Origin of the sequence: Leptolyngbya sp. AN10 (assembly GCF_050565645.1) — a bacterium.
In the GTDB taxonomy this organism is placed as follows: Bacteria; Cyanobacteriota; Cyanobacteriia; order Leptolyngbyales; family Leptolyngbyaceae; genus Leptolyngbya.
The window spans coordinates 1-24437 of sequence record NZ_JBNXVP010000070.1; the positions used below are offsets into that span (position 1 = coordinate 1).

Below are 24437 nucleotides of genomic sequence, written 5' to 3' on the forward strand. Positions count from 1 at the left end.
TAAAGCGCAATGCTCGCACGTAAAGCGCAATGCTCTACACCAGACGCGCAGCAATCGCTGCGCTGGTTTCTTTGCGCTCATCGATACAAAGTTTCTCTGGCTTGCCTAACCCGCAACTTGGGTTAATTACACAATCTATCTAATGCAATTGAAGCTGATTGAGTTCATCCTGTGCCAGCGTCAAATATCGCCGAGTAATATCAGAAAAAACAGCTTCAGACAGTTGAGTTTCTTCAAGTTTGGCTCCAAGAACACGAACATTACTGAGGTTCGATCGAGTTAAATTTGCCCGACTCAGATTCGTCCATTGCAGATTTGCGCCATGCAAAAAAGCCGCTTCTAGATTGGCTCCCGTCAGATTCGCACTTGCAAGATTCGCTCCTTGCAAGCGAGCCTCACGAAAATTTGTGAACGATAACGTCGCACCCTCCAAATTAGCGCCACTCAGTTTTGCTGCACTCAAATTGATGCCTGTTAAATCAATTCCTCGTAAATCAACGCCGTTAAGAAACGCTTCAGCTAAGTTCGTCTCGCTTAAGAATGCACTCCGAAGCGATGCACCACTGAGTCTTGCACCTTGAAGATTTGCCCAATTGAGGTTTGCACCTTGCAGATTAGCGCTCCGAAGATTGACGCTGACCAGTTTTGCACCGCACAAATTTGCATTGGTTAAGATCGCGCCGCGCAGATTGGCATGACTCAAATCGGCTCCACTGAGACGCGATCGAGTAAAGTCCGATTTAACCAAAAATGCTCCATTTAACTGCGCTTTTGTCAAATCCGTGTCGGTTAAATTCCCCTCGGTGAGCTTGACGAACTGAAAATCCGCCCAGTTCAAAAACGCGCCTCTGAGGTTTGCTTTCATCAAAAACGATCGACTCAAATTCGCGCCTGTCAGATTTGCGTTTTCGAGATTGATATCAACGAGCGTGACATTACTCAGGTCAGCATTGCTCAAATCGACACCCGAAAAATCCCGATTTCCGCGTTCGTACCGCCGCAGTAGCTCCTTAACTTCCATATCTTGCCCCTTCAATCTATGCCGAGTTTAAGCTTTTCTTCCAGATTCGGAGAGCGTTTGCACCAGATTAGGAACCGAAAGTAATAGAGCTAAATACTGCGATACAGAAGTTTAATCTTGCAGGTGTGAGAACTGATATGCGCCCACTGCCGAAAGCGCGATCGCCATCACAAGCAAAACTGGAATCACAAACCAGGGAAATTGCGCGATCGATAAATACGCCGCCGCTCTCAGCCCTAAACTGGTATACGTCAGCGGTAATAAATAGACGATCGCTTTTAACAATGCGGGTAAAGTTGCAGCATCAAAGAAAGTTCCACCCAAAAATGACATTGGAACAATCACGAAATTGTTATAAATTCCAACACCTTCTAAAGATTTCACATTCAATCCAACAATCACTCCTAAACCCGCAAACACCGCACAATTTAAAATCAGAACGAACAAGAATAACGGATTTAAGAAGCTCCAAACTTTTCCTGTAAAAAGAACCGCAACCAAAATCACTGCACTTGCGGTTAACAGTCCGCGAATAATTCCCGCCATCATTTTGCCGAGATGCACTGCCAGCGGATGAACCGGAACGAGTAGGATCTCTTCAAAGGTTTTCGTAAATAATCGATCGCCACAAATCGAAAACGTTGTGCCCCCGAAACTAATCACCATCGAAGACAAAGCAACCATTCCCGGCAGAATGAATTGCAGATAATTATCGCCTGCACTCGGTTTGGTCACACTATCGAGTGAACTTCCCAACCCCAAGCCAAACGCCAAAATATAAATTAATGGCGACACTAATCCTGAAGCGACAATCTGCGTGACTCTCACCCGTAAATCGAGCCAATCGCCCCAAAACACGGTGAGGCTATCTTGCCACAGGGTAGACAGAGAAGAACGATGGAGAGACGATCGCATAAACTATAAAACGTTACAATCTCCCTATTTTTGCATTAGAAAGCGCGATCGTCCTTCAGTCAGTGGCAAGATCGCGCTTGAATTCGCCACAATGAACAGAATAAAGTCTGGAGATCGTGCGGTGGATTTGCTGCTGGTTTTTCTATTTATGGGTCTGATCGCATATCTGTTTTTGCAGTATCAAAACTATAAAATCCGAGCCATTCTCAACAGCAATGTTGTGACGGTTCAAGGAGCCGAAGACCGCTACCCAAATTTACCCTTGGGTAATTTCGCGGTTCCCCATCGATTTCGCGGACCCGATCGCGTTCAAGTCGTGTTCCCGACCATTACCGATAAAGGCGATGTCGAATATATCTACTCGTGGCACAGCTTAAAAGACGTTCAACCCATCACCCTATCGCGCACTCATCGGCAAAACAAAGTCCGCGTGATGGCAGAACTCGCGCCGATTATGAAAGAACATTTGAAACTTGAGCAAGATACGATCGCGCTCGAAAATCAATCGGTCAGAATTAATAAAATTGCTCAACTCGTTGCGGTTTCTGATTTTTATTCATCACAGTTAGAGCTTTATGAAAAAGCGATCGACGAAACCGAAAAATTAATCAAAAAAGTCGAAGAACTCAGTGCCGTCTATGTCCGAATCGTGCGAGAGACTTTAATCGGAACTCGAATTGCCGACTTCAACCCCGATCTTCTACTCGATTTGCACGTCCCACTGGATGCCCAATACGAGCGCGTCAAAGCCGAATATCAATACATGAAAGACACCGCCCAAGCCTATTACGAACTCCTCAAAGAAAGCCAGGGCTTGAACCGCTAGAATAGAACTTCAAACCTTCTCAATTCATGTCCTATGAAGCGTAGACCCCGAAACAATTCCTACAACGACGAGCGGTACAATCGCTACGATCGAGAAGATAACTATGAACCGAATCGAGGAAAGCCTCCTGTGAACAACTCCCCCTCATGGTTTAACGCTACTGCGATCGGAATTATCGCAGCCATTTTCGTTTTAGGAATCGGTGTCGGAATCGCCTTCAGTGCTGCTACTCCCACCAACTCGACAAGCTTGGTCACGAACCTGCAACTCGACCAAAAAGCGCCCAATGCTGAAGTCTGTATTCAAAATGGCGCGAGCGCGATGGCAGTGAGTACTCGTCTCTATGTGACGCTGGTTCCCTTCAAAGTCTTCGTGGCTCAAGCAGCAATGGAACCTGCCTGTATTTTGAGACGTGCAAACTGGACGGTTCTCGAACAGCGTAAACTCTTGACCGCTGAACAAACCCGCGATTGCCGTAATCGAATGAATACCTTCGGCTATGTTGGCGACCTGAACAATAAAGATAAATTGTCAGTCGATTGTGTGTACCAAAGCGATAGTGCCAAGAACCTCTTCTTAGATGGCGCTTCAATTCCGACTCTCGGTAGTGACGAGCAGTTCTAACCATGACCCAAACCCCGCTTCGAGCCACTTCACAAGACCAGCATATTGTCGTGCCTGGAACCTGGGAGCAGTTCAAATCGATTCAGAAAGGATTTGAAGACTCTTGCGGGGTTCGCTTGTTTTACCACGAGGGAACGATCGAACTTCTCATGCCCGGACGCGATCACGAAATTTTTGGACATATCATTGGCTGTTTGCTCACTCTGTTCCTAGCAAAGAAAGGAGTTTTCTTTCAGCCAACGGGCGCAATGACTCAAGAACGAGAAGGAACGGTTTCTGCACAAGCGGATCAGTCTTATTGTTTAAGTCGTGCTAAACCGATTCCTGATTTGTCGATCGAAGTTGTTTTCACCAGTGGCGGCACGAACAAACTCAGACGCTATCAAGCACTGGGTGTGTTAGAAGTCTGGTTTTGGCAGGATGGAACACTGAACTTCTATCGTTTAGGTGCAGATAGATACGAATGTGTCGATCGCTCTCAATTTGAAGAACTAGCAGACCTCGATATTGATTTGCTCAAACGTTGTATTTTGATTGCTGAAACCGATCCAGGTGAGGCGATTCGAGTCTTTCAGCAAAGCATTTTTTAGCGAACAATCTCTTTGATTTAGCACTGTTGCAAATTCGCAGCGGTGTTTTTTCTTGTCTTAACGAGAAGTTCCATTGTTCATTACGTTGCCTTAACCCGATCGCATAAGTGTTTCCGATATGCTGATTTGCGGTGTATTGATTTTGTCTTCTAGACAATTTCCTCTACGCTTGACAGTTCACTTCTCGATCGAGTCAGTATGTCTAACCTCTACGAAGTTCTTGCAAAAGGCGGACCCATCATGATTCCGCTGGTCGGGCTATCTGTGGCGACTTTTGCCTGTGCATTTGAGCGATCGACCTTTTGGATTCCATTGCTACGAACGGAAGCAAAGCTTTCACACGATGTTTTAGAAGCCGCGAAATATAGCTTAGTCGATGCGCGAACGATCGCAGAAAAAGCAAATTCTCCGATCGGTCGATTTCTCCTTGCTCCCTTGAAACTCAATCAACCGACTCCAGAAACATTCCGGTTAGCACTGGAAACCGCTGGCGATGAAGAGTTCGTCAAAATGCGGAGGGGCGATAAATTGCTCGAAAGTACGATTGCGATCGCGCCTCTGCTCGGACTGCTCGGAACCGTCACGGGTTTAATGATTACGTTTGCAAGTTTGAATATTGGAGGTGGAGCGTCTTCTGCTGAAGCAACTACTAGGGCAGCAAACGGAATCGGAGAAGCCTTAACTACAACGGCAGGCGGCATGGTCGTGGCAATTATCGCGCTTTGTATCTTCCGCGTCTCCGTGACACTGCAAGCTAAACAAATGGATTACTTCTCCAAAGTTGGCAGCGAGTTGGAATTGATCTATCGCCAATATTGGTACGAACCTGCAATGAATGAACTCACACGAGTGGAAATGGCAGGGATGCACCAGCAAGATTCAGATTCGGCACAACTTCCTGTGTAAAGCAGATTATGAAATTCAAAAATCGACAACAAGGATCGCAAATGCCCGAAATTAATCTCGTTCCGATGATGGACGTGATTATGACGATTCTGACGTTTTTTATCATCGTCTCCATGACGCTGACAAATTTTCAGTCGGTCGATGCAAATCTACCTAGTTCAGAGAAGGGAGTGAGCAAGGAAACGCCTGTTGATCCGCTCATCATTGGTGTGACGAAAGCTGGACAAGTTGAAATTAACAATGGTGCAGTGACAGAAACGCAAATGGGTGAGCAAGTCGTTTCGTACTTTCAAAAGAATCCGAAAGGAACCGTGGTTTTGAAAGCCGATAAGTCTTTGCCGTATGAACGAGTGGTGAAAACCTTGGGAGTGTTGCGAGAGGTTGGAGGCGATCGCGTTTCTTTAGCGATCGAGTAAATTTCTCGAATGCCCGTCTGAAGTATGACGGGCTTGAGAACTGCTCAACTCCCTGGATTTCTTAACCACGTCACCACGATCGTGCCTTCATTGTCCTTCGTTGGAACTAGATTCATGTAAAACGTCGTGTTCTCTTTCTGAAGTTGATAGAGATTGCCGCCGCCGTACTGACCTTTTGGAGTCACCTTAAACGTTCCAGAAAGTCCTGCCGTTGAAATCGTTTGGAAGAACACATCAGGCGGTTGACCTGTGATTAAAGTTGGACTGCCATCAATTCCTGGTCGCATTTCTGGAATTGCTCCAGTCTGCAACTCTGCTGCACTCACTACGTTAAAGAACATCTCTGGTCTAGGAAAATGTTCGGGTTGAGCATTGGTTTGGGGATTGTCAGAGCGATCGACTTGAGGAGCAAGATCAGTCAGCAAATTGTAGTAGTCTGCTGGAATGTTCACTGATCCCTTAAGTGCTGCTAAGTCCGAAACTTTACTATCACTGAGCAAGATCACTGTCGTTGGTTCATCTTTGAATAGATGCAAGAACAATGTTTTCTTATCGGGTGTCGTGACGGTGTAAACCTGCTTATCCGCCGTTTCTTCGTCTGGTGTAAGCGTAAAGCCTTTTGCTTTTGGTGCAGAGAGGTAGAAGGCTGCAACTGTATTCATGTTTGCAGTGGCAATGCGGCAGTTTTCACCAAGTCCAACATTGAAACAGTCTGGAGTAGACGGACTGTAATGAGGAAAATCGGCAACCGTTGCAGCTCCCGCAGTGTTAGAAGGCTTCGATTGTGACTGGGGTGGCGCTGCGGATTCTGGAGGATTGGTGTCTTGTTGTTTGGGAGGCTCGATCGGGCGCTGCACGACTGGATTCGGATTCGGGCGATTGATTTTTGGCAAGGCGGGTTTGGGTTTCGCGATCGCAACTTTTGAAGGTTGTCTCGCACTCGCTTTCGTGGTTGGTAACTGTGTAATTTTCACCGGAGCTTCTTTGTTCTCCGGCGGCTTTTCTTTCGCTTTTGGAAAGGGCGTAAACAATAAGAGTGCGTGTAATCCAAGTGCTGCAAATAACATAGGTCGAACAAAAGAACGTGCGACAGCAGGAACCTGGGGAAAGGTCGGTAAGGAGAGAGTTTTGGTCATGGATTCAAAAGGTACGTGAACTGAGAACAGGACGGGAAAAGAATAGAACTATTAACCTTACAAGATTTTTCTTACAGCACAGATGCGGGATCGCGACTAGAGCGATCGTTCTCACTCTCATCAAGCTGTGTCATCGTCTAGGCTTGAAGCAGTTTTGTTGTGACACAAATGCCGACTAACGATTGATTCTAAAACTAATAGCAAAATTGTATCGCAATTGTCTCAAAATCTGTCTATCTACAGATCTTCTATTTTAAGTTTCTAGTGTATCACTGATGTAAATGAGCCATTGTGCTGAGTGTCCTATTTTAGTTAACCTAAGTTTTAACTAGATTTAACTAATTGTTAGTTTTCTGTTTGCTTTTACTTAACTACCAAGGCTGTAGGGTTGTCATTGTTACCTTAAATCGACACTAGATCGCATAGAGAACGAGGACACAATGATACTCTCCAGAAAAGCGCTCCGCCGTGGTGGAATTGCTCTGATTGTTGCGGCTGCGATCGCACTTGCTCCGGTTTTATCCGCAGTTGCTCAAACCACTAGATTAGTTGGTGCAGGCGCGACTTTCCCTGCCTTGTTATACGATCGCTACATGGCTGAATTTGAGAAGCGGAATCCGAACATTGATGTCACTTATCAGGCAATTGGTAGCGGTGGCGGAATCCGTCAGGTGATTGCGGGTGTGGTTGATTTTGGTGGTAGTGATGCAGCGATGACCGACGAAGATATGGCAAAGGTCAGTCGCGGCGTGATTCTGGTTCCAACCGCAGGCGGAGCCGTAACTCCGGTTTATAACCTTCCGGGTGTGAATAACTTGAAGCTTTCACGCGAAGTGCTACCGGAAATTTTCGCAGGTCGGATTACAAGATGGAATGATCCGAAGATTGCAAAAGATAATAGTGGTGTGAATCTACCAAATTCAGAAATTAAAACGGTTGTGCGTTCGGATGGTAGCGGTACAACGTTTATTTTTACTAATCACCTGAGTGCGGTAAGTCCGTATTTCAAAGGTCGCGTGGGTGTAGGAACGGCTCCGAAGTGGACAACAAATCCGCTTAGAGGTCGGGGGAATCCAGGGGTAGCAGCGTTAGTGCAGAGAACTCCTGGCTCGATCGGGTATGTCGAGTATTCTTACGCGAAGAAGAACAATCTCACAGTTGCATCGGTGCAGAATCAGAAGGGTGAATTTTTGACTCCTTCGATCGAAAACACCAACAAAGCGCTTTCGGCAGTGAATTTTCCAGACAATTTCCGAGTGTTTGAAGGTAATCCAGCCGATGGCTATCCGATTACAGGACTCACTTGGATGATGGTGTACAAGCAGTACGACAGTCCGCAGAAGTCGGAAGCGATGAAGAAATGGATTGAGTATGTGCTGACGGAAGGACAGAACTTGAATGCGAGTTTGGACTTTACTCGGATTCCTGAGAATGTTGCACAACGCGCTCTGCAACAAGTAAGAGCAGAAGTGAAGCCCTAGAGGTCACATTGCGGCTAGAACTCCAATTATCTCTTTGAGATTGAAGTTCTAGCTCCAAGTATGTTCAAAATTTGGTGTCGGTAATGTGTCGCTCCGATTGAGTCCGCCCGGCGCTAAACCGACCGGGCTAATGAGAGAAAGGAGGCTGAAGCCCCCTCGAACAGAGCTTTCAGCCCGCTTCAGCGGGGTTTCCTCTATTAGCCCGGAGGTTCAGCTCCGGGCGGGATAAGGGATGAACAGACACACCAAAATTCACAACTCCTTAGCTCCCTCAGACTGACTGATGCTCGATCGACGACAAATTTGTGATGTGAGGATTTTTTTATGTACCGCCTTTGGCATTCCCTTGTGTTAGCACCTTTGCTTGCGGGATCAGTCGCTCTGTCTGCTTCGGCTCAAGAGCGTGTGACCTCGATCGATGAAATCTCAAACCCGACTCTTAAAGGTCAAGTGACCTCCGTTTCTCAACTGTCTGATGTTCGTCCAACCGATTGGGCATTTCAAGCTTTGCAATCTTTAGTTGAGCGCTATGGTTGTATCGCTGGATATCCCGATCGTACTTATCGTGGAAATCGTGCCCTAACTCGGTTTGAATTTGCAGCGGGATTGAATGCTTGTCTCGATCGAGTGAATGAACTGATCGCAGCTTCGACCGCAGACCTAGTTAAGAAAGAAGATTTAGCTTCACTGCAAAAGCTACAAGAAGAGTTTGCAGCCGAGTTAGCAACCGTTCGCGGGCAAGTTGATAGTTTAGAAGCGCGAACCACAACGCTTGAGAGACAACAATTCTCAACAACCTCAAAGCTAACGGGAGAAGTGATTTTCTCAATTGCTCAACCGTTCGGAGATGAGCTTGCCCTGAACTCTGATCAACAACGACAAATTGATAATCCAGCGTTAAGTGCAGCCGCACGATCGAACTTAGAGGATGCACTGTTAACCGATCGACGATTTGTTAATCCCGATGGTTCTCTGGGTGCAACCAGTACTGCCGCAGTGGGAACGACCAATGCAGCAGGCGCAGTGGTTCGCCCGACTCGATCGAGAGATATCAATGAGAGTGCTACCGCAGCATCACGAGTTCGGATTGCATTTGATACGAGCTTTACAGGACGCGATCGCTTAAGAACTCAAATTCAAGCCCGGAACATTGCTTCGTTTGCTGGAAGCGTCACCGGAACGAACATGGCACGTTTGGGATTCGATGGTAGTAACAATAATTCGATCGAGCTTCGCCGTTTAGAATATCGTTTTCCTTTGGGGGATCAAACGACTGTATTTCTCGGAACTGGAACGAATGATGGTTTAGAGTTCAATGATTCGATTCCAACCCTCAGCCCGTTTGAGTCGAGCGGAAGTGGTGCAATCTCGCGATTTGGAAGGTTTAATCCGATCCTTCGTTCTGGAACTGGAACCGGGATCATCGTGAACCATCGCTTAGGACGAGAATTCACGGTTGGGAATCGATTCACGTTATCGCTCGGTTATCTAGTGCCGACAGGGGATGCTCAAGATCCGAGTCTCGATCGCGGTTTGTTTAGTGGAAGCTATGCAGCGATCGCACAGTTAGTCTATCAACCGACTCCGAACTTAGGATTAGGGTTCACTTACGCCAATGCTTACTACAACACTGGCTCTGGAATCACAGGGAGTACTGGAAGCGGTTTTGCAAACAATCCTTTTGGCAGTAACCAAACGATTAACTCTGCTGGCAATGTTCCAACCAGTACGAATCAGTACGGTGTTCAAGCAAACATTCGCCTGAGTCCTGGATTGATTTTGTCAGGTTGGGCAGGGTTGACGGATGCTCAAGCAAGACGAACCGTCGGAACAACGTTAGCAACTCGAACCGTTCGAGAAGGCGATCGAGCAACTATCTGGAACTGGGCAGTCGGTGTAGCATTCCCAGATCTGTTCAAAGAAGGAAGCTTAGGCGGAATCATTTTCGGAATGCCGCCAAAAGTGACCAGCAGCGATTTTGGATTAGCTTCAACAGCACTCAGAGCAGCACGAGAAGATCGAAGCACTTCCTATCACTTGGAAGGATTCTATCGCTATCGCTTGAATGACAACATTTCGATCACGCCTGGAGTGTTAGTTATCTTCAATCCCGAAGGTAACTCTGCAAACAGCACTGTTTATGTCGGCACACTGCGGACAACATTCACTTTCTAAATTTCACACCTCTAGCGGGGACACTTTTAGTCTGAGTGTCCCTTTTATTCAAATACTATGACAACGATTCCACCTCAATCTAGAACCATTCCAGACTCGATCGAAGGAGGTAACACTGCTTGGATCGATTTAGTCTTTGCATGGGGATTGCGAATTTTGGCAATGAGCGCGATCGCAATTCTGCTTTGGATGGGTTGGATTATTTTCAATGCTGCCCTACCTGCGATTCAATCATTCGGATTGGGATTTATTACCCGACAAGAATGGGATGTGAATCAGCTTCAGTTTGGAGCGCAAACATACTTGTATGGCACAATCGTCACTTCTGCGATCGCGCTTTTATTTGCAGTTCCGATCGGAGTTATGGTTGCGATCGTAACAAGCGAGAAATTCCTACCCGGATGGCTACGATCGACATTAGGCTTTTTAATCGAACTCATTGCATCGATTCCTAGTGTGATTATCGGCTTCTGGGGAATCTTCGTGCTAATTCCATTTCTAAAACCGATCCAATCCGCATTACATCAAAACTTTGGTTGGATTCCTTTATTCGGGACTGAAACCTTTGGACCGAGTTTGCTGGTTGCTGGAACAATTCTTGCAGTGATGATTTTGCCAACCATTGCTGCAATTAGCCGAGATGTGATGTTAGCAATTCCCCAAGATTTACGAACAGCGTCACTTTCATTAGGTGCAACTCGTTGGGAAATGATCACAACGGTATTAATTCCAGCGAGTTTATCTGGAATCATTGGCGCAATCATGCTGGCATTGGGACGCGCATTAGGTGAAACGATGGCAGTAACGATGGTCATTGGCAATTCAGATCAGGTGAGCTTATCGTTACTTGATCCCGGTAATACAATTCCGTCAATTCTTGCAAATCAATTTCCTGAAGCATTAGATGAACTGCATATTGGAGCATTAATGTATCTAGCACTGATTCTATTTGCCTTAACGCTAGTGGTGAACATGATTGCGAACTCGATCGTTAAAACATTCGGATTGAAACAATGACTTTAGAACAACAACTCACAAAGCCACTGTCCCTCGATCGACGAATCTTTAGCTATTCGATGAGCGCGATCGCAGTTATTTTTACTGGATTTGCCTTACTTCCATTACTATCAGTCCTGTTTGAAATTCTTCGCCAAGGCTTACCGAATCTTAAATGGGAAGTATTTACCAATCTACCTGCTCCTGCTGGAGATACAAGCGTTGTCGGTGGATTTGGTAATGCAATCCAAGGAACAGTATTAATGGTTGGCATGGCAGCACTTTTTAGTGTTCCGTTTGGAATTGCGATCGCAGTTTATCTATCTGAAATTGGTAAATCGGGCGTAATTGCTCAAACCGTTCGCTTTGTTTTATCAATTCTCAGTGCAGTTCCTTCGATTGTTGTAGGCGTATTCGCGTATGCAGTGATTGTTCTCTCTACAATCCTTGGATATCGCGGATTTTCAGCATTAGCAGGAGGATTTGCACTCGCGGTGATTATGTTACCGATCGTGGTTCTCTCCAGCGAGGAAGCCTTAAAGCTTGTTCCGAATCATCAGAGACTTGCATCTTCCGCACTCGGAGCAAATTCGTTTCAAACGGTGTTCAAGATTGTTCTAAAAGCAGCACTACCGAGTATTACAACGGGAGTACTGTTAGCGATCGCACGAGCATCTGGCGAAACGGCTCCTCTAATCTTCACTGCATTGTTTAGCCAGAGTTGGGTTGATCAGATTTTCAATCCCACACCTTCACTTTCAGTGATGATCTACAACTATTCGAGTTCTGCTTTTCCAGAACAAACTCAGATGGCTTGGACAGCTTCTTTAGTCTTGCTTGGTCTTGTCACTGTTACTAACCTTTTATCTCGCCTGATTACCCGGAAACGTTGACCTATGTTGCATTCTATTTCACAGTCTGAACTCGCCTTGTCTGCTGAAAACGTAGATGTGTTTTATGGCGATCGTAAAGCACTTTCCTCAGTCTCAATGGAAATCTACCCCGGACAAGTCACAGCGATCATTGGTCCTTCAGGCTGTGGTAAATCGACGTTTATCAAAGCACTCAATCGTATTGGTGAACTCGAAAGCGAGATGCGAGTGAAAGGACAAGTGCAATTTTTCGGTCAAGATATCTATAGCCCGCGTGTGAATCTCAATCGCTTACGGCGACAGATTGGTATGGTGTTTCAGAAGCCGAATCCCTTTCCCATGAGCATTTACGATAATGTCGCTTATGGTGTGCGAGTCTTTAGTCGCGTTTCTCGATCGCTACTTGATGAAATGGTCGAACAATCGCTTGCAGATGCCGCTCTCTGGGATGAAGTCAAAGATAACTTGAAAAAATCCGCTCTAAGCTTATCTGGCGGACAACAGCAACGATTGTGTATTGCTCGTGCATTGGCAGTGAAACCGCGAGTGTTGCTAATGGATGAACCTTGTTCGGCACTTGATCCGATCGCGACAATGAAGATCGAGGAATTGATTAATTCATTGCGTCAGGATTTTACGATCGTGATTGTGACTCACAATATGCAACAGGCGGCGCGAATTAGCGATCGAACTGCTTTTTTTAGCACTGACGAAAGCCGCATCGGTCAACTGATCGAGATTGATGACACTCAGAAGATTTTCAATGGTGCAACGAATTCTCGCACTCGTGACTATGTTGAAGGGCGATTTGGTTAAGTGTTGACAAGTTTAAAGATTACGGCTCCTCTTTAGCTGCAAGTAATTCGTAGAACTCGTTCAGTTTTCTTCGCAGAACTTCTTTTGGAATGAGTTTGATTTCGTATTCAGCAACGACGGTAGGACTAATCGATCGACTGAGGGCATATTCGACAACTTCATCATCTTTGTCACGGCAGAGCAAAACGCCAATACTCGGATTTTCGTGAGGCTTTTTGAGATCACGATCGAGGGCTTCTAGATAGAATTCAAGCTGCCCAAGATATTGAGGCTGAAATTTATCGATTTTTAGTTCAAAGGCAACGAGGCTCTGAAGTTCACGGTGGAAGAAAAGCAGGTCGATCGCAAAGTCGCTGTTCCCAACTTGCAGACGGTATTCCTGTCCTAGAAAGGTGAAGTCTCGTCCAAGTTCAAGAATGAAATTTCTAAGGAAGCTAACCAGAGCGGTTTTTAAGTCGTTCTCAGAGTGATTGGGAGGCAGATTGAGAAAATCTAGGACATAACTATCGCGAAAGACTCCGGTGAGCGGTTTAGGGTGGTTTGTCTGTGGAAGTTTTGCATCAGCAAGGCGAGTGCGCTCGAAGATGCCACTGTTGATTTGACGATCGAGTTCGCGAGTACTGTAGCGTTCAGTTGCAGCAAGTTGAAGATAAAAGAAGCGTTCGTCTTCAGTCTTACAACGAGATATGAGGAGGGTGTGATGAGTCCAGCTTAATTGTGTCAGCACTGCCGACACAATTTCAGAATCGGGATAGGTTTCGTAAAATTGGCGCATTCTGTAGAGGTTGCGCTTTTCAAAGCCCTTGATGCCAGGTTCTTGAACTTGAATGAATGCTGCAAGTTGCTCGATCGTTTTTTGTCCCCATTCGCTCGTGGATAAGCGATCGCTGATGTACTTCCCAATGCTCCAATAAAGTTTGATCAACTCCTGGTTCGTGGTGGCAAAGACTTTCTGTTGAGCCGTCTGAATTAGGGTGAGAACTTCAGTAAATTGGGGCTGCAAAGTGTCTGTCATGAGTTGCCGACTTCATTAACTTGTGAGATTATTCTATTCCACGCACGTTGTACCAACTAAGAATCACCTCTTCGTAGAAGCGTTTAACTGCCGATTGTCGATCGTCTCACTCCATTGCTCAAATCCCTTGTATAGCAGAAACCAATCCTATAGCTTCAAGCTGTACTAGCTTGGACTGATTACTATAGCTGACGGATTGAGCAGTCTAACGGCTAAAGTGAGCGGCGGCGAGAGAACTAGAACGAAGCGCGAAGACTCTCTACCGTCCGCTCCACTGTGTTGTTATGCCGTGCCTTTACGATCAACTTCCCGGACATCGAACAACTTTAGCTTTGTGCGGAGCCGTTGAGTTGTTGCTGAAGTTGTTGCACTTCCTCGATTGATAACCCAGTGCTGCGAGCAACGGTTTCAATCGATACGCCTTCTCGTAGAAGATTGAGCGCAATCTCACGATCTCTTTCTTGCTGAATTGAACGGTAAATCACAGATTCTTGCATAATGTCCCTCTGTACCAAACGATAAATTACATCTTCCTCTAATCGTAGCCCAGCTAGAATCGCTGAGGCTGCCATCAAATTCGCTTGCGTGGTTGGGTCTTCAATCTGATCCACAATCTGGGTTGCTTGCCGCAACATCGCCGCCGGACTTTCACTTTGTCCCAGCGCAGCAAAAGGCAGCAATCCAGGGTATTGAAGAAACAGTGAAGCAGGTTGCTCCCACAACCGAATGACCTCAAAGTCGTGACGGGTATTTTCGAGCGTAAAGCTGGTTTGATAGACCATTTCGGAGGTGGTGGGCTTGAGGTAGATCACCACTTGTCGCATCGGTTTATCTTCATAACGTCGATATCCTCGCAGGCGATAATCCGCCATCCGAAATGGTATTGTCTTCTTTGGCAGCGTTTGGAACTCGATATGAAGTATAGAATCCTCAGATTGGAGCAGAATCATGGCATCGGCTCGAATCGGGTCGAGGGAGAGTTCCGAGGGTTTGAGTTCTGTCATCGTGATAGCTTCTCCAATCAGCCAACTGGCGAAGTCGGCAGAAAAGTGTTCGGCAAGAAATCGGCAGGTATCATCGTACATGAGAAATAGTAAAATTGTACGATCTGCACGAGTAATTTGATTTTGGGAAAATCTAAATTTTGATGACTGATTGTTACGGTGTGATCGCAGCATACGAGTTGTTAGCCGTCGTCAGCCATTTTATCTATGGCGTATTTGTCGAGAAGTGATTGTCAATTTCACTAATCAATAACATCCAGAATGTACCAATAAAATAGAATAGAGGTTTGACTAGCTCCGCATCTTCTTGGAAGAGGTTTCCATGCACAATCTTATTTCGACTGGTTACGATTTCTGTCCAAGTTCCTAATCTTGCTGTAAGAACCTGCTCCTGTTCCAATCGCTGTATTTTATCTCTCATTCCTTTAAAGTCTTCGGGTCGAAAACCCTTCTTTTTCAAGGAGCTATTCAAAACTGCTTCTATATTTGGATAGAACAAGCGCAAACTGTCTAGATAACGTTCTGCTGCAAAAAGACTTACTGCCGACTCAATGGAAGACTTTTGATCCTGAACAAGGTTTGGCGATTGTTTTGTCTGGGTTTTGATTTGATTGATCAAATCTGTGTTCTCTGAAAAACGTAATCCGCCAGCTTCAGCTTCAGTTAACAGTAAAATAGTGTCTCGCAGACTTTTAAGTTTTGAAGATACCTTCGTAAGTACTCTTCTGCCTAAATCAGTAATTACCAATTCTTCCGCTTCTGAGTCCGTGTCAACAATTCCAAATAAACGCAAAGACGAAGGAATTCGTTCATGCCGGATTGGTAGGGTCGTTTCTTTCGGCTTTGAGCCTTGTAGTCTTTCGAGAATTTGAGAATTAAGATATCGATTACCAGCCCTTCTGCGTCCCAAAATCACTTCAACAGCACATAGAAAAACAATGACTTCAAAGACCGGAAGATTTAGTACATACTCACCTAAACTGGAGAGACTCCATCTTTGAAGAAGATAATCAAAATAAACAAGCTGATGGTCAATTGCTAAATCGTAATATTGAACCTCTGAAGGGTAGTACAAAATTTCAAAACATTTAGCTAGCTCCTCAACAAATAAAATCTGAAACGATGTATTGCTTGAACGAAGTGACGGATGATCTGAACCTTTAAAGAAAATTACGTCTAAAGCTTGTGAAATATGTGTGAAATAATCATTTTCTGAAATACCGAACTCCCGAAGCTTAATTATGCAGTACTGGATACGCTTCTCAAAACGATCAGTACTCGAGACATCCTTAAAAAAGGATGAATAACGCCATCCGTCTCTTGCTACACGGATCTCTTGACCATTAGCTTCTTTGAAAATCAACTCCCTCAATTTGTTCAGAAGCTCATGATCAGGAGTTACGTGTACACCTGGGTTCCCTCCAACCGTCTTGATAGTCCATAGCGTATGTTTAAGTTCATTAACAAATCTAATAGTTTCCATTGTGTTTTGAGGTTTATACCTTAGCACCTACGCTTAAGACGGCTAGCAATTTATTACACGGAATTTTCCGTATATTATTCCAAATCGGCTTACTATGCGGAAGATTCTCCACATAGCGCACCGTTTGGAATGATATATGGAAAAATTTAAGCACAGTAAGCTCATACAGATGAATGTATGGAAAATTTCAGCATATTTTCCGGGTCAAAGCATACGCACAACCACGATCGCTTCAATTCCCCATCCCAAAACAAAACCACCCAACTCAAAACTGAGCAGGGTGGTAACAATTGCTCTAAACTCTACTAATTCAACGTTGCAACAGCTTCCTCCGCTTTCTTCTTCGGAACTCCCATCCTAGATTTCGACATCATGTGCGCCACATCGCTCTTACGTGCGCCTCCTGCCATCACATATTCTTCGCTGTCCTTGCCATAGTGAGCACCCACACCGAGCAGCATTCGTTCGGTCAAATCTTTGAGCGTCTTTTCGGATTCCTCAACGGCACGAGAGAGTTGTTCCATCGCGGAAATCGCACGATTGTAATCATCCAAGTTCGTTTTGTGTTTGTCGATCGCACTTACATAAGCTTCGAGAGTCAAGCCGCGACCGAGATCTAGATTTGGATCGATCGATTGCAAGCTTACAGCCCGTTGGTTCGCTTTGGTGAGCAGATCAGCGTTAAGTTTCTGGCGTGGCATCGTGAATGCACTCCTAAATTTGTGTACAGTTGCACTCTAAACTTCGAGACGGTGCTTTTCCCTGGGAAAAAGTCAGGATGATTGCATGAAGGTTAAATGAACTTGTGTAGAGTTTGGGCAATGTACGGAGAGAACTGATTCGATCGACTTAAGTTTGAGTTCGATCGAGGAATCCTTTTTGTCGATCGACTTAAGCACAAGTTCTCCTAGAGATGTCGATCGTTTTATTGACTTGAGCTTGCCGTTTCCTTGGGAGGCGATTCGTTTGATTGACTTAAGCTTCTGTTTCATTAAGGAAAGCTTCTGTTCGATCGACTTGAACTAAAGTATTCCTGAATCAGCTTATGGCTTAATTGAGTTGACCTGTTTCAACACCAACGAAAGCTATAACGATCGCTAATTTGTCTTAGTTGCAACACCTTTGTACAAGTAAGAAGTCACTTTAGGCGCATTTTCCAAATACGATTCGTCCAGCGTTACTTGATCAAACTGCTGCTCGATCAACTGCCGAATATTTCGATTAAAGTGACATCCCCCTGCAACCTTCTTCTGAATCGGAGTGAGTCGATTTTGCCAAACTTGCACATTCGGTTCATTGCTCAATCCATGTTCGAGGAAAAAGAAGCGACCTCCAGGTTTTAGCACTCGATCGATTTCTGCAAGTGCTTTCCGAACATCTGGAATGCTACAGAGCGTAAACGTACTCACCACGCTATCAAAGGAACCATCCGCCATTGGTAAGTTTTCGCCGCTGAGGACGTGATGATTAACCTTGATCGACGAAGCCGCAATTCGTTTCTGAGCAATTCCCTGAATCCCCGGATTTGAATCAACCGTTGCAATTTTACGAATGTGTTCCGGGTAATACGCCAAATTCAATCCTGTGCCAAATCCAATTTCTAAAACCTCTCCGCTCACTCCCGCCAAAGTGTCACGCCGATATTTTGCCAAACTCGGAGCAGAAAGCGATAAGTCTAGGAGATAGGGAAGGATTTTTTGTTCGTAAAAGCTCATAGAGTTTTTACCCGATTAAGCTGTTTGAAGAGTGCTAGGAGCGGGAATGGTTTCGCCTTCTGCCTGCCAAGCTTCTAAATACATTTCAATGACTTCTTCACCGTTATGAATTGCTTCCTCGCGAGTTTTGCCATGAGTACAAGGCATCACCACACGATCGACAAATTCAGGAATTGTCACGAGGAAAAGCTGATCTTCGTCTGACCACTGAACGATCATGCTATATCGATTCATCAATCCTCTTCCTCCTTCAATTCTGCTAATTCGATCAGTAGCTTTTCTAGCTGCTTTTCGAGGTAAATCGGAACGTCATCTCCATTTTTGCCTGGAATAGTAAAAGTTTTTTTGAGTAAAGGATGTTTCCAACGCTCGTGGCTGCCTTTCCCACGTTTTGGTAGGTAAACAAACCCCTCACGCTCAATCTGAGCTTTTAACTCTCGAATTTTTCTAGGCATGAACGCTCACTTTCTCTCATTGTCTCTCTAAAATCTCTCTTGAACGCTCCAAAGCCGTAACTAAGCGATCGGCATTCGCAGGAGAACTCAGCAGATGGAATATTTCAAGCAAACTAGAAAAATCTTCGTCTGTTGTCGCTTCACTGAGTCCACGTTCGATCGCAGCTTTTGCGATCGGGTTCCGAATTGATTCAAGTTCAACTCCGAGCAATTGCCGAATATATGGCTTAATGTCTACATCAGCAGGCAGCGACAAAATGACTTGCCCCAAATGAATCGTCTGATATTCAGGCTGATTATGAGTCAGACTTTGAGCGCTCATCAAATTCTCCAAAACGTATTCGGCTGCTTAATTGAATTATAGAGATCGCACCGTCTTCTCAATCTTGCGACAGGTATGGTCATCGATCGCACCTGCCTCCATCTAACTTTTGCGATACAAAACACAACCTTTCGCTATCTCTATTCCGAATTGTTAAGACAATCCCCCTCTTTTTCCCTACTTAATGCAGATGTTGACTATAAACAAATTGGAAATCCTGGATCATAGAGACTCATAAAGAAATTCAGAGCATTTGACTCTGAATCGAGAATGCTCCAGGGTTGCCAAAATTGACTACTCTGGTAATGTAACGAACTCTTAAACTTTAGGCGCGAGTGATGGAACCGATTTATCAGTACGCCTGGCTCATCCCAGTCCTGCCATTGGCGGGTGCGATGCTCGTGGGCTTAGGGCTGATCACATTCAACAAGGATGTCAACAAGCTCAGAAAAGCGAACTCTACCTTCATCGTGTCCCTGATGGGCGCGACGATGACCGCAGCATTTGCGATCTTTTGGAGCCAGTATCAAGGGCACGAACCCTATACACGATCGATTGAATGGGCAGCAGCCGGAGATTTCCATCTGACGATGGGATATGTGATCGATCCGCTGTCTTCGCTCATGCTCGTGATCGTGACCACCGTAGCCTTCTTGGTGATGATTTACACCGATGGCTACATGGCACACGATCCGGGCTATGTACGTTTTTATGCTTATTTGAGCCTCTTTAGTTCCTCGATGTTGGGCTTGGTGATCAGTCCGAATCTGGTACAGGTTTACATCTTCTGGGAACTCGTGGGGATGTGTTCATATTTGCTGATCGGGTTCTGGTTCTACCGGAAGGCGGCGGCAGATGCGTGTCAGAAAGCGTTTGTCACAAACCGAGTCGGTGACTTTGGTTTGCTGCTTGGAATTTTAGGCTTGTACTGGTCTACTCGAAGCTTTGACTTCGGGGAAATTGGGGAACGGCTGCAAGATATGGTGGCAACGGGATCGCTGAGTGGCGGAATTGCGGCTTTGTTCGCGATTTTGGTGTTTCTGGGTCCGGTGGCAAAATCGGCGCAGTTTCCACTCCACGTTTGGCTTCCTGATGCGATGGAAGGTCCGACTCCGATTTCTGCACTGATTCACGCAGCGACGATGGTGGCAGCGGGTGTCTTCCTGATTGCGCGGATGTTCCCGGTGTTTGAAGGCATTCCAACCGTGATGAATGTGATCGCTTGGACGGGATGCTTTACGGCATTCTTGGGAGCGTCGATCGCAATTACGCAAAACGACATCAAGAAGGGCTTGGCGTATTCCACGATGTCGCAGCTTGGGTACATGGTGATGGCGATGGGCGTTGGAGCCTATAGCGCTGGACTGTTCCACCTGATGACACACGCTTACTTTAAGGCGATGTTGTTCTTGGGATCGGGATCAGTCATTCACGGAATGGAAGCAGTCGTCGGACATGATCCCGTATACGCTCAAGACATGAGAATGATGGGCGGTTTGCGGAAATATATGCCCGTCACTGCGACGACCTTCTTGATTGGAACGTTGGCGATTTGTGGAATTCCGCCATTTGCTGGATTCTGGTCGAAAGATGAAATCCTGGGATCAACCTTTGCCGTGAATCCGGTCATGTGGTCGATCGCTTGGTCAACCGCCGGAATTACTGCCTTTTATATGTTCCGAATGTATTTCAGCACGTTTGAAGGCGAGTTCCGGGGCACGAATGCGATCGTGAAGCAATCAATCAAAAACGAACAGCTTCAAGCCGCAGGGTTGGCATTTGGTCCGGGCGCAATGGACCCGCGTGAACTAACGATGGATACGGAGATTGGCGAAACGGTCGATCCCGGAAATCATGAACATCATGATCACGAACCGCACGAATCCCCGATCGCAATGACGTTACCGCTGATGATCTTGGCTGTGCCGTCTGTCTTGATTGGACTCGTCGGAACACCATTTGCAAACTACTTCGAGCATTTCATCCATGCACCGAGTGAATCGGTACAAGTGGCAGCAGAAGCGGCAGAAGAGAGCTTAAACGAGTTCCTGATCATGGGTGGAAACTCGGTCGGGATCGCATTAATTGGGATCACGTTGGCATCGTTAATGTATCTTCGCGGCAAGATCGATCCGAGCGCGATCACAGAAAAGATCCCCGCTCTGTATCGCCTCTCGAAAAACAAATGGTACTTCGATGAAATCTACAACGAAGTCTTCGTGCAGGGTAGCCGCCGTTTAGCTCGTCAAGTCTTAGAAGTCGATTCCAAAGTCGTAGACGGTGTGGTAAACCTCGCTGGTTTAGTTACATTGCTGACAGGTGAAGGGCTGAAATACTTCGAGAACGGACGCGCTCAATTCTATGCGCTGATTATCTTTGTCGCGGTACTCGGCTTAGTCGTCTTCTCCGGTGTGACCTGACATTCGATCTCAGGGTGGGGGCAACTCCACCCTTTCATCTATTAATAATGGTTTAACACTGGCTGGATTTCAAAAATAAGCGTCTAGGATCGGAATATTCCGCGTCTGATTATTTTCAACCGCATCCATAAACAAAGCTTAAAAGAAGTATGTCGATCGAACATTTCCCTTGGCTAACGACGATCATTCTGTTTCCGATCGTTGCTTCGCTGGCAATTCCCTTTCTCCCCGACAAGGACGGCAAAACCGTTCGCTGGTATTCCCTTGTTGTCGGTCTGATTGATTTTCTGCTAATCGTTTATACCTTCTACACTCAGTACGATTTTTCCAACCCAGAGATGCAGTTGGTAGAACGCTACGCCTGGGTTCCTCAAATTGGTCTGAGTTGGTCAGTCGGAGCCGATGGTCTATCGATGCCACTGGTAATCCTGACTGGATTTATCACCACGCTGGCGATTTTGGCAGCTTGGCCCGTCACCTTCAAGCCTCGTCTGTTCTACTTCTTGATGCTCGTGATGTACGGCGGACAGATCGCCGTCTTTGCGGTTCAAGATATGCTGCTGTTCTTCTTAGCCTGGGAACTTGAACTCGTTCCAATCTATTTTCTGCTCTCGATTTGGGGTGGAAAAAAACGGCTCTATGCTGCAACGAAGTTCATTCTCTACACCGCAGGCGGTTCGCTGTTTATCTTAGTGGCTGCTCTAGCAATGGCGTTCTACGGAGATACGCCGACCTTTGACATGCAGACCTTAGCGCACAGAGATTTTCCGCTGAATTTCCAACTCTGGATCTACACAGCATTCCTAATTGCTTATGCGGTGAAGCTGCCGATTATTCCACTTCACACTTGGCTACCGGATGCTCACGGTGAAGCAACTGCTCCTGTACACATGCTGCTGGCTGGAATTCTTCTGAAGATGGGCGGATATGCGCTGATTCGGATGAATGCGGAAATGCTGCCTGCGGCTCATGCGGTTGTCGCTCCAGCGCTAGTCATTCTGGGTGTGGTTAACATCATCTACGCTGCACTCACTTCCTTTGCTCAACGCAACCTCAAACGCAAGATTGCTTACTCTTCGATCTCGCACATGGGCTTCGTCCTCATCGGGATCGCATCGTTTACGGATCTCGGTTTGAGCGGTGCAGTCTTGCAAATGGTGTCGCATGGTTTGATTGGTGCAAGTCTGTTCTTCTTAGTGGGTGCAACCTACGATCGAACTCATACTCTAATGCTGGATGAGATGGGTGGTGTCGGTAAGCAAATGCCGAAAATCTTCTCAATGTTCACCGCGTGTTCATTAGCATCGTTAGCACTTCCTGGAATGAGCGGATTTGTTGCAGAACTGATGGTCTTCGTTGGATTTGCAACCAGTGACGCTTATAGTTTGACCTTCCGCGTAATCGTCGTTGGTTTAGCAGCGATCGGTGTGATTCTGACCCCGATTTACTTGCTCTCAATGCTGCGTGAAATCTTCTACGGTCCTGAAAACAAAGAATTGACCTCGCACGAAGTTCTGATTGATGCAGAACCACGTGAGGTGTTCATCATCGCTTCGCTGCTGGTTCCGATTATTGGAATCGGCTTCTATCCGAAGATGTTGACGCAAATTTATGACTCGAAAACGGTGCAATTGACAGCGCGTTTGCGAGATGAAGTGCCAACTTTAGCAAATCGAAAAGAAGATACGATCGCGGCTCAAGCCGTTCCTGCTCCTGCTATTCGATAATTCACCTTGATTCAATCAAAAGTCCGACTTCCTTCTGGGGGTCGGATTTTTGATGTTTTGAGGCGCGATCGCACGAAAAACCAGTGCGATCGACTTCTTAATGCACTACTTCGCGACGACTGCTACTGGCTTATCACCAAATCAGCAGACGCAAACCAAACAAAGCGGTCTCCATAGCGATCACGATCGCACTTTGAACTAAATTTATTCTCAATGTCAGCTAAAACACCTGACAAAATTCAAACCCTCGTGTACAACTGCACAAAGACTTGAGGGTTCATTGAATGACTCAGAATAGTTTCAAAGTCGGAACGTTTAACGTCTACAATCTTTCGCTGGCAAATGTTCCGTTCTATAACAAAAAGTACAGCGAAGCCGTTTACGCTAAGAAGATTCGCTGGATTGGACATCAGCTTGATGCGATGAAAGCCGACGTTGTGGGATTTCAGGAAGTTTGGCAGCAGCAAGCCCTTCAAGACGCGATCGACCAAAGCGAATTTCTCAAAGATGCCAAAATCGTTATTGCAAAAGAACAAACGAATACACCCTCGGTTGCGATCGCATCTCGTTTTCCAGTGATTAGCCATGAAGCGATCGCTGATTTTCCTGAAGCTGCATTGCTCAAAATTGAAGGGGAAGAGTTAGCGCTGAAACAGTTCTCGCGTCCGGTGTTGTGTGTACGAGTGGAATTGCGAGAAGGTGTAGAGTGTACGTTTGTGGTCGCTCATCTGAAGTCGAAGAGACCGGACTTAGCAGAAGGTGCTGATCCGAATGATCCATTGGAACAAGCCAAAGGACAAGTTCGATCGCTGATTCGTCGATCGGCGGAAGCAGTGGCACTACGATCAATTTTGGTCAAGCTGATGCAAGGGAATAATCATCCAGTAATTGCGATGGGTGATTTAAATGATGGCAGTTTGGCAGTGACGACGCGATTAATTTCAGGGGAGCCGCCGTTTAGAAAATTGTCGATCGAGCGGAAGAAACCCGTTTGGGATGTGTTGCTCTATCACGTCAAAGATATTCAAGCGCGTCAAAGCTATGGCGATTTTTATTACACCTACATCCACAATGGATACTACGACAGTCTAGATCACATTTTGGTCAGTCAAGAATTTGTTGAGCAGAATCCGAATCGGGTTGGTCGGGTGGGGTATGTCTCAGTATTGAATGATCATTTGATTGATGAAACGCTGACTAGGGATGAGGTGGAAGATTGGCAATCAGATCACGGTCAGATTGTGGCTTCGATCGAACTTGAGAAGCCGTAAGTTGATTCAGGAGAGTGTATTGTTCTTTGCGATCGCACTCCCTCGAATCCATCTCGTTCAAACGTGAAAAAGCCCCCCATTTCTGGAGGGCTTTATTGCTCATTCAATCAGGCGGCAATTAACTGTTGATTGCAGGTGCAGACAGCGCCACAGGTGCAGCTTCGCCAGCAGCCAAGTCAAGCGGGAAGTTGTGAGCGTTGCGCTCGTGCATCACTTCCATTCCCAAGTTCGCACGGTTGATTACATCAGAC

The 24437-nt window shown here is 46.0% G+C and carries 24 protein-coding genes and 1 pseudogene; 13 read left to right on the top strand and 12 right to left on the bottom strand.

Annotation, left to right across the window (positions count from 1 at the left end; translation table 11 throughout):
* Positions 1 to 139: 139 nt before the first annotated feature.
* Positions 140 to 1021 (bottom strand): pentapeptide repeat-containing protein, encoded by an 882-nt coding sequence (locus ACQ4M5_RS39845; protein WP_430681341.1) that lies wholly within the window; start codon positions 1019 to 1021, stop codon positions 140 to 142.
* A 111-nt stretch (positions 1022 to 1132) separates the two neighbouring features.
* Positions 1133 to 1936 carry an ABC transporter permease gene (locus ACQ4M5_RS39850; RefSeq protein WP_430681342.1) on the bottom strand — a complete coding sequence of 268 codons (804 nt, stop codon included), beginning with the start codon at positions 1934 to 1936 and terminating at the stop codon, positions 1133 to 1135.
* A 91-nt stretch (positions 1937 to 2027) separates the two neighbouring features.
* Between ACQ4M5_RS39850 and ACQ4M5_RS39855 the strand changes: the two genes are divergently transcribed.
* The 5 genes from ACQ4M5_RS39855 to ACQ4M5_RS39875 all read left to right on the top strand — a co-directional run bounded on the left by ACQ4M5_RS39855 (position 2028) and on the right by ACQ4M5_RS39875 (position 5298).
* On the top strand, positions 2028 to 2762 hold the full coding sequence (locus ACQ4M5_RS39855) for a hypothetical protein (protein WP_430681343.1): 735 nt from the start codon (positions 2028 to 2030) through the stop codon (positions 2760 to 2762).
* Positions 2763 to 2795: 33 nt separating this feature from the next.
* Complete coding sequence (locus ACQ4M5_RS39860; RefSeq protein WP_430681344.1) at positions 2796 to 3386, top strand: DUF3172 domain-containing protein; 591 nt, start codon at positions 2796 to 2798, stop codon at positions 3384 to 3386.
* A gap of 2 nt (positions 3387 to 3388) precedes the next feature.
* Positions 3389 to 3976: a Uma2 family endonuclease gene (locus ACQ4M5_RS39865; protein ID WP_430681345.1), complete on the top strand. Its 588-nt coding sequence runs from the start codon at positions 3389 to 3391 to the stop codon at positions 3974 to 3976.
* A gap of 198 nt (positions 3977 to 4174) precedes the next feature.
* A complete protein-coding gene (locus tag ACQ4M5_RS39870) occupies positions 4175 to 4882 on the top strand; it encodes a MotA/TolQ/ExbB proton channel family protein (protein WP_430681346.1) in 708 nt (235 codons plus the stop codon).
* 8 nt (positions 4883 to 4890) lie between these two features.
* Entirely contained in the window at positions 4891 to 5298 is a 408-nt protein-coding gene (locus ACQ4M5_RS39875) for an ExbD/TolR family protein (protein ID WP_430681347.1), read from the top strand.
* 44 nt (positions 5299 to 5342) lie between these two features.
* Here ACQ4M5_RS39875 and ACQ4M5_RS39880 read toward each other — a convergent pair whose 3' ends face one another.
* The gene (locus ACQ4M5_RS39880; RefSeq protein ID WP_430681348.1) at positions 5343 to 6434 is read right to left on the bottom strand and encodes a hypothetical protein; all 1092 of its coding nucleotides are present in this window, start codon (positions 6432 to 6434) and stop codon (positions 5343 to 5345) included.
* Positions 6435 to 6874: 440 nt separating this feature from the next.
* On the opposite strand from ACQ4M5_RS39880, the gene pstS reads away from it, so the two are divergent.
* The 5 genes from pstS to pstB all read left to right on the top strand — a co-directional run bounded on the left by pstS (position 6875) and on the right by pstB (position 12774).
* On the top strand, positions 6875 to 7915 hold the full coding sequence (gene pstS / locus ACQ4M5_RS39885) for a phosphate ABC transporter substrate-binding protein PstS (protein WP_430681349.1): 1041 nt from the start codon (positions 6875 to 6877) through the stop codon (positions 7913 to 7915).
* Positions 7916 to 8239: 324 nt separating this feature from the next.
* Entirely contained in the window at positions 8240 to 10090 is a 1851-nt protein-coding gene (locus tag ACQ4M5_RS39890) for an iron uptake porin (protein ID WP_430681350.1), read from the top strand.
* Between the two features lie 57 nt (positions 10091 to 10147).
* Positions 10148 to 11107, top strand: coding sequence for a phosphate ABC transporter permease subunit PstC (gene pstC / locus ACQ4M5_RS39895; protein WP_430681351.1), 960 nt, complete (start codon positions 10148 to 10150; stop codon positions 11105 to 11107).
* A complete protein-coding gene (gene pstA / locus ACQ4M5_RS39900) occupies positions 11104 to 11979 on the top strand; it encodes a phosphate ABC transporter permease PstA (RefSeq protein ID WP_430681352.1) in 876 nt (291 codons plus the stop codon). Before pstC ends, pstA begins: the two co-directional genes overlap by 4 nt.
* Before the next feature lie 3 nt (positions 11980 to 11982).
* Entirely contained in the window at positions 11983 to 12774 is a 792-nt protein-coding gene (gene pstB / locus ACQ4M5_RS39905; protein ID WP_430681353.1) for a phosphate ABC transporter ATP-binding protein PstB, read from the top strand.
* Between the two features lie 19 nt (positions 12775 to 12793).
* Here the strand turns inward: pstB and ACQ4M5_RS39910 are convergent, their stop codons facing one another.
* The 8 genes from ACQ4M5_RS39910 to ACQ4M5_RS39945 all read right to left on the bottom strand — a co-directional run bounded on the left by ACQ4M5_RS39910 (position 12794) and on the right by ACQ4M5_RS39945 (position 18768).
* Entirely contained in the window at positions 12794 to 13789 is a 996-nt protein-coding gene (locus ACQ4M5_RS39910; protein ID WP_430681354.1) for a PDDEXK nuclease domain-containing protein, read from the bottom strand.
* Positions 13790 to 14115: 326 nt separating this feature from the next.
* Entirely contained in the window at positions 14116 to 14874 is a 759-nt protein-coding gene (locus ACQ4M5_RS39915; protein ID WP_430681355.1) for an Rpn family recombination-promoting nuclease/putative transposase, read from the bottom strand.
* 124 nt (positions 14875 to 14998) lie between these two features.
* A complete protein-coding gene (locus ACQ4M5_RS39920) occupies positions 14999 to 16276 on the bottom strand; it encodes a hypothetical protein (RefSeq protein ID WP_430681356.1) in 1278 nt (425 codons plus the stop codon).
* Between the two features lie 305 nt (positions 16277 to 16581).
* Positions 16582 to 16977, bottom strand: a complete 396-nt coding sequence (locus tag ACQ4M5_RS39925) for a hypothetical protein (RefSeq protein WP_430681357.1) — start codon at positions 16975 to 16977, stop codon at positions 16582 to 16584.
* Between the two features lie 396 nt (positions 16978 to 17373).
* Positions 17374 to 17991, bottom strand: coding sequence for a class I SAM-dependent methyltransferase (locus ACQ4M5_RS39930; protein ID WP_430681358.1), 618 nt, complete (start codon positions 17989 to 17991; stop codon positions 17374 to 17376).
* 15 nt (positions 17992 to 18006) lie between these two features.
* Positions 18007 to 18225 (bottom strand): type II toxin-antitoxin system HicB family antitoxin, encoded by a 219-nt coding sequence (locus tag ACQ4M5_RS39935; RefSeq protein ID WP_430681359.1) that lies wholly within the window; start codon positions 18223 to 18225, stop codon positions 18007 to 18009.
* Positions 18225 to 18446: a type II toxin-antitoxin system HicA family toxin gene (locus tag ACQ4M5_RS39940; RefSeq protein ID WP_430681360.1), complete on the bottom strand. Its 222-nt coding sequence runs from the start codon at positions 18444 to 18446 to the stop codon at positions 18225 to 18227. Before ACQ4M5_RS39940 ends, ACQ4M5_RS39935 begins: the two co-directional genes overlap by 1 nt.
* Positions 18447 to 18462: 16 nt before the next feature.
* Positions 18463 to 18768 (bottom strand): hypothetical protein, encoded by a 306-nt coding sequence (locus tag ACQ4M5_RS39945; protein ID WP_430681361.1) that lies wholly within the window; start codon positions 18766 to 18768, stop codon positions 18463 to 18465.
* Between the two features lie 338 nt (positions 18769 to 19106).
* Between ACQ4M5_RS39945 and ACQ4M5_RS39950 the strand changes: the two genes are divergently transcribed.
* From ACQ4M5_RS39950 to ACQ4M5_RS39960, 3 genes are all read left to right on the top strand, one after another.
* On the top strand, positions 19107 to 21188 hold the full coding sequence (locus tag ACQ4M5_RS39950) for an NAD(P)H-quinone oxidoreductase subunit 5 (protein ID WP_430681362.1): 2082 nt from the start codon (positions 19107 to 19109) through the stop codon (positions 21186 to 21188).
* Positions 21189 to 21343: 155 nt separating this feature from the next.
* Positions 21344 to 22915, top strand: coding sequence for a photosynthetic/respiratory NAD(P)H-quinone oxidoreductase subunit D1 (gene ndhD1 / locus ACQ4M5_RS39955; RefSeq protein ID WP_430681364.1), 1572 nt, complete (start codon positions 21344 to 21346; stop codon positions 22913 to 22915).
* A 284-nt stretch (positions 22916 to 23199) separates the two neighbouring features.
* Positions 23200 to 24186, top strand: a complete 987-nt coding sequence (locus tag ACQ4M5_RS39960) for an endonuclease/exonuclease/phosphatase family protein (RefSeq protein WP_430681363.1) — start codon at positions 23200 to 23202, stop codon at positions 24184 to 24186.
* 118 nt (positions 24187 to 24304) lie between these two features.
* Here ACQ4M5_RS39960 and ACQ4M5_RS39965 read toward each other — a convergent pair.
* Positions 24305 to 24437 (bottom strand): annotated as a pseudogene (locus tag ACQ4M5_RS39965) (photosystem II q(b) protein); the annotation flags it as partial.

Coding starts and splice junctions, on each gene's coding strand:
- ACQ4M5_RS39845 (WP_430681341.1), bottom strand. CDS start 1,021: ATGGAAGTTAAGGAGCTACTGCGGCGGTACGAACGCGGAAATCGGGAT.
- ACQ4M5_RS39850 (WP_430681342.1), bottom strand. CDS start 1,936: ATGCGATCGTCTCTCCATCGTTCTTCTCTGTCTACCCTGTGGCAAGAT.
- ACQ4M5_RS39855 (WP_430681343.1), top strand. CDS start 2,028: ATGAACAGAATAAAGTCTGGAGATCGTGCGGTGGATTTGCTGCTGGTT.
- ACQ4M5_RS39860 (WP_430681344.1), top strand. CDS start 2,796: ATGAAGCGTAGACCCCGAAACAATTCCTACAACGACGAGCGGTACAAT.
- ACQ4M5_RS39865 (WP_430681345.1), top strand. CDS start 3,389: ATGACCCAAACCCCGCTTCGAGCCACTTCACAAGACCAGCATATTGTC.
- ACQ4M5_RS39870 (WP_430681346.1), top strand. CDS start 4,175: ATGTCTAACCTCTACGAAGTTCTTGCAAAAGGCGGACCCATCATGATT.
- ACQ4M5_RS39875 (WP_430681347.1), top strand. CDS start 4,891: ATGAAATTCAAAAATCGACAACAAGGATCGCAAATGCCCGAAATTAAT.
- ACQ4M5_RS39880 (WP_430681348.1), bottom strand. CDS start 6,434: ATGACCAAAACTCTCTCCTTACCGACCTTTCCCCAGGTTCCTGCTGTC.
- pstS (WP_430681349.1), top strand. CDS start 6,875: ATGATACTCTCCAGAAAAGCGCTCCGCCGTGGTGGAATTGCTCTGATT.
- ACQ4M5_RS39890 (WP_430681350.1), top strand. CDS start 8,240: ATGTACCGCCTTTGGCATTCCCTTGTGTTAGCACCTTTGCTTGCGGGA.
- pstC (WP_430681351.1), top strand. CDS start 10,148: ATGACAACGATTCCACCTCAATCTAGAACCATTCCAGACTCGATCGAA.
- pstA (WP_430681352.1), top strand. CDS start 11,104: ATGACTTTAGAACAACAACTCACAAAGCCACTGTCCCTCGATCGACGA.
- pstB (WP_430681353.1), top strand. CDS start 11,983: ATGTTGCATTCTATTTCACAGTCTGAACTCGCCTTGTCTGCTGAAAAC.
- ACQ4M5_RS39910 (WP_430681354.1), bottom strand. CDS start 13,789: ATGACAGACACTTTGCAGCCCCAATTTACTGAAGTTCTCACCCTAATT.
- ACQ4M5_RS39915 (WP_430681355.1), bottom strand. CDS start 14,874: ATGTACGATGATACCTGCCGATTTCTTGCCGAACACTTTTCTGCCGAC.
- ACQ4M5_RS39920 (WP_430681356.1), bottom strand. CDS start 16,276: ATGGAAACTATTAGATTTGTTAATGAACTTAAACATACGCTATGGACT.
- ACQ4M5_RS39925 (WP_430681357.1), bottom strand. CDS start 16,977: ATGCCACGCCAGAAACTTAACGCTGATCTGCTCACCAAAGCGAACCAA.
- ACQ4M5_RS39930 (WP_430681358.1), bottom strand. CDS start 17,991: ATGAGCTTTTACGAACAAAAAATCCTTCCCTATCTCCTAGACTTATCG.
- ACQ4M5_RS39935 (WP_430681359.1), bottom strand. CDS start 18,225: ATGAATCGATATAGCATGATCGTTCAGTGGTCAGACGAAGATCAGCTT.
- ACQ4M5_RS39940 (WP_430681360.1), bottom strand. CDS start 18,446: ATGCCTAGAAAAATTCGAGAGTTAAAAGCTCAGATTGAGCGTGAGGGG.
- ACQ4M5_RS39945 (WP_430681361.1), bottom strand. CDS start 18,768: ATGAGCGCTCAAAGTCTGACTCATAATCAGCCTGAATATCAGACGATT.
- ACQ4M5_RS39950 (WP_430681362.1), top strand. CDS start 19,107: ATGGAACCGATTTATCAGTACGCCTGGCTCATCCCAGTCCTGCCATTG.
- ACQ4M5_RS39960 (WP_430681363.1), top strand. CDS start 23,200: ATGACTCAGAATAGTTTCAAAGTCGGAACGTTTAACGTCTACAATCTT.